Below are 1,466 nucleotides of genomic sequence, written 5' to 3' on the forward strand. Positions count from 1 at the left end.
GGGGCGACGTCGAGGAGGTGGCCGACGAGCGCGGACCCGGCCCACACCGTCCAGGCGAGCGCGATCGCGGTGCCGGCCGATCAGCCCGGCCTGCTCCATGCCGGCCTGCTCTCGGGCGACGGCATCGTCTTCCCGCAGGCCGGCGGCGGGGGCGGAGACGCGCTCGTCGGCCACCTCCTCGACGTCGCCCCCACGGCTCCCGCATCGGCGGATGCGGGAGCCTCGCACGGGCTGCCCCTCGATCTCGGGATCGCGGCGATCGATCTCGGCGGCCACGTCGACGCCGCGCATGTCGACCCGACGCCGCACACCGCGACGACCGGGATCCACCTCCTCGGCCTCTGACCCATCCGAGCCCTCGCCGCCCGACGCGGCGGGGGCTTCCTCTTCCGCCGACTTGCCCTGCCGAATCGTCTCTGCCTGATCCTGCAAGCCGGGGAACCGTCTCGTGATCGACGAACGTGTGCTGCGTATCGCCAAGCGCCGGGAGTTCTGGGCTGCCGCCAGAGCCGGGCGCGCCTCGCTGGCGACCGTGATGATCGTCAGCGGCCTCATCAACCTGCTGATGCTGACCGCGCCGATCTTCATGCTGCAGGTCTACGACCGGGTGCTGCCGAGCCGCAGCATCGCGACCTTGGTCGGGCTGGCCGGCATCGCGCTGATGCTGTTCCTGATCCAGAGCGTGCTGGAGGTGTTCCGCGCCCGGATCCTGTCGCGGTTCGGGCGCCTCGTCGACGAGCGCCTCGGCGCGCGGATCTTCCGGACCCTGCTGGTCCGTGGGTCGGAGACGCCGCGGGGCGACGACGGCCCGCAGGCGCTGCGCGACCTTGACACGGTGCGCGGCTTCCTGTCGAGCATGGCGTTCACCGCCTTCTTCGACCTGCCGTGGGTGCCGCTCTACATCGCGGTCTGCTTCCTGTTCCATCCCTGGCTCGGCACCGCGATCGCCGGCGGCGCGGTGGTCCTGTGCCTGCTGACGATCCTGACCGACTGGGCTTCGGCCGGCCCGACCCGCGAGGGCGTCCGGGTGGCCGGCGAGCGACGCGCCTTCACCGACATGGCGCACCGCACGGCGCCGCTGCTCTCGGCGCTCGGCATGCGCGCGCGGATCGCGACCCTGTGGCAGGCCCGGGCGCGCCGGAACCTCGACGTGGCGACCGACGGCAACGACCTCGCCATCGGCTTCGGCGCGACGGCGCGCCTGATGCGCACCGTGCTGCAATCGGGCATCCTCGGCCTCGGCGCCTACCTCGTGGTGCGCGAGGAAGCGACCGCCGGCGTGATGCTGGCCGCGACCATCCTCTCGGCCCGGGCGCTGGCGCCGGTCGATCTCGCCATCGCGAACTGGAAGTCGTTCTCGGCGTCGCGCCAGGCCTGGACCCGGATCGTCAGCAGGCACAGGACCACCGCGCCGCCGGCGATCGCGGTGCCGAGCCAGGGATGGAACAGGAAGCAGACCGCGATGT

At 72.6% G+C, this 1,466-nt stretch carries 1 protein-coding gene and 1 pseudogene; both read left to right on the forward strand.

Annotation, left to right across the window (positions count from 1 at the left end):
• Positions 1–345, forward strand: a pseudogene (locus FV223_RS30950) (hypothetical protein); the annotation flags it as partial.
• A 103-nt stretch (positions 346–448) separates the two neighbouring features.
• A partial coding sequence (locus FV223_RS27435) for an ABC transporter transmembrane domain-containing protein (protein ID WP_246689831.1) occupies positions 449–1,466 on the forward strand: 1,018 nt, incomplete at its 3' end.

Source organism: Methylobacterium sp. WL116 (assembly GCF_008039455.1).
Classification (GTDB): Bacteria; Pseudomonadota; Alphaproteobacteria; order Rhizobiales; family Beijerinckiaceae; genus Methylobacterium.